This window comes from Thermovirga sp., assembly GCA_012523215.1.
Lineage (GTDB): Bacteria > Synergistota > Synergistia > Synergistales > Thermovirgaceae > 58-81.
On the sequence record JAAYIZ010000318.1, the window covers coordinates 1 to 2,704 of the forward strand.

The following is a 2,704-nucleotide window of genomic DNA, read 5'->3' on the forward strand; positions in this document are numbered from 1 at the left end:
ATATCGGAACAACTGCACATCCAGGGCCTCCTCCTTGAGCCTGAACACGTCACCGCCTTCTTCTTTTCCAGCATTGACGAGATTCAGGCGAGGCTCGCCACTAAGATCGAGGAGTACTCCATCGGCGCATCAAAAAAGGTGGTCCTTCTGGATGGTTACAAGAACAAGAGGATGGTCGAGAAACTGGGCATCGCGAAACTCCCCGCCATGGTGGAGTTCCGAAAGGGGAAGATCCAACGTTCGCAGCAAGTGGAGTCCATGGAAGAGGCCGTGAAATTCCTGTCGTGATCGGTTCCGCCCCGTAACCCGGGTAATGATTGCCTTCGCGATCCTCAGGGGAGGTGCGAACCATGATAGTGACCGTAACGCTGAACCCGGCCGTTGACGAAGAGTGCCTCGTCCCGGAGTTTCGGCCGGGTAAATGGTTCCGGGCCGGTCAAGTCAACAGGTCGCCGGGCGGAAAGGGCATCAATGTCTCCTACATGCTATCCCAGGTGGACTTTCCATCGGTGGCGATGGGTTTCCTGGCGGGGTTTAACGGCGAATATATCAGGGATGCCCTCAGGAGGCTCCATATAACCACCAATTTCATTCACGTCCCCGGTGAGACCCGTTCAAACGTGTACATCGTGGATGAAGTGGGCCATATCGAGACCGGCGTGGCGGAAAGCGGACCCTACATCCCCGAGGAAGCCCTCGGAAGGTTCCTGACCAACTATGAAAGGATGCTCGTCAGGGCCCGGTTCGTCATGATCGGAGGCTCCCTTCCGCCGGGAGTTCCCCAGGATATTTACCGAGACTTGGTCGAAAGAGCCAAGTCAAAAGGGATCCCCACCCTCCTCGACGCGGCGGGGCCGCCTCTTTTGGCCGCTATCGAGGAGGGTCCGACCTTCGCGAGGGTGGATCACCGCTTTATGGCCTGGGTGGCGGGTATTTCGCTCACGTCCCTGGACAACCTCATCGAGGTGGTCTCCAGGGTACATGATTACGGGGTCGAATGGGCCGTCGCCTCCTACAGGAATTACGGTGCAGTCTTTTTCTCCCCCGAGGGAATCTATCTCGCGGAGTTTGAGCGGAAGGGCCTGGCCTCGCTGTTTGCCTCCGATGACGCCCTGGTCGCGGGTTTCATAATCGCCAGGGAGGAGAAAATGGACGTCGAGGAGACCATACGCTTTTCCACGGCCTGTGCCTGGGAGAACTCGCTCCGTGTCGAAAAGGGTTTTTGGGGCAGATTGGAGATAGACCAGCTCGCCGTACAGGTCCAGGTCGAAAAGCTTGACTGACTCCATGGGTGGCTTGAACCCCTCGAGGGAGGTTATGTTCGTTTGCTCGGGCAATACCTGCAGGAGTCCGATGGCGGAGGGGTTCATGAGGTATTTTCTCGGGCTCCATGGGTTGACCGGCGGTTGGAATGTCTCCTCCTCCGGGGTCATGGCTATAGAGGGTCTCCCCGCCGCAGAGCTGGCGATCAGGGTGATGTCCGAGCACGGCATCGACATCTCGGAGCACCGCTCGAGGCCGGTGAGTGCTCTGAGCCCTTCGGAGGGCTCCCTGGTCCTGGGGATGACCAGGGAGCATGTCAGCCGCATGAAAACCCTTCTCCCGGATCGGGGATTGACGATTTGCCTCCTTGGGGAGGCTTCCCGTCCCTTTTATGGCGGAGAAGCCCCGGAGGTTCCGGACCCCTTCGGATCAGGCCTTTCCCGCTACCGGGAGGTTGCGGCGATCATCCGGGCGATGACCCTTAATCTCGCGTGTATCCTCGGGAGCGGCTGATTCTGCGCACAGCTGGGGCGAAGGTGTCTCAGGTCGGAACTCCAGGGCATTCCAGCATTGGGTTCTTTGCCATAGAATAGTGGGTGGAGTATCCCACCAACGATCCGGGAAGGTAGGCCCATGCGGACACGAATTACCGCTATCGGATATGTCCTCGCGCTCTTCCTTTTTGTCCTGCTTTTCTCATCCCCTTGCGAAGCCGACACGGATGAACTGGACAGGGAGATCAAGCTGGCCGAAAAGGTCTCCGAACAGGTAGAAAAGCACTGGGACCGCGTGACCGACCCCGTACGGGTGTCAAGGGTCACCATGATCCTTTCGAGGCTTACGCCCCACACCAAGCGAGACCTCCCCTTTGAGGTCCGTCTTGTGGAGGAAAAGAGACCCAATGCCTTTGCCCTTCCTGGCGGCAGGATATACATGACCACGGGGATGCTCGAATTCTGCCGTAGCGACGATGAGGTCGCCTCGATCCTGGCCCATGAACTGATCCATACCGACCGTAAACACGGAATAATCCAATCGTCCAGGAACCAGCGCCTTACCATCGGCGCCCTGGCGGTAATAATCGCTACGGGAGGCGCTGGTGCGGCACCGATCCTGGCGAACCTCGCCCAGGTGGCGATCATGAACTCCTACAGCAAAGACCTCGAAAGAGAGGCCGATGCCGGGGGACTGGATATCCTGTTACAGTCGGGATACGAACCGGCGGGGGCCGTGACGGTCATGGAGAGGCTGCAGGAAGAAGAAATGAAAAGGCCCTACGTCGATCCGGGCATATACGCGGATCATCCCAAGACTAGGGATAGGATCAGGAGCCTGGAGAGCATCATCAGGGAGAGGGGATGGCCCTTGGAGAGGAAAAAAGCCCTTCGCCTGTTGAGAATCCAGACCGGAGAGGAGGACGGCCTCCTCTTTCTCAGCATCG

Annotated in this window: 4 protein-coding genes; all 4 read left to right on the top strand. The window is 58.4% G+C overall.

Annotation, left to right across the window (positions count from 1 at the left end):
• Positions 1 to 288 (top strand): thioredoxin-disulfide reductase (locus GX108_08465; GenBank protein NLO57054.1); only part of this gene is annotated, 288 nt, incomplete at its 5' end.
• Positions 289 to 350: 62 nt separating this feature from the next.
• A complete protein-coding gene (locus GX108_08470) occupies positions 351 to 1,283 on the top strand; it encodes a 1-phosphofructokinase family hexose kinase (protein ID NLO57055.1) in 933 nt (310 codons plus the stop codon).
• A gap of 34 nt (positions 1,284 to 1,317) precedes the next feature.
• Positions 1,318 to 1,776: a low molecular weight protein arginine phosphatase gene (locus GX108_08475; GenBank protein ID NLO57056.1), complete on the top strand. Its 459-nt coding sequence runs from the start codon at positions 1,318 to 1,320 to the stop codon at positions 1,774 to 1,776.
• A 120-nt stretch (positions 1,777 to 1,896) separates the two neighbouring features.
• The coding region (locus GX108_08480; GenBank protein ID NLO57057.1) for a M48 family metalloprotease at positions 1,897 to 2,704 on the top strand (808 nt) is incomplete at its 3' end.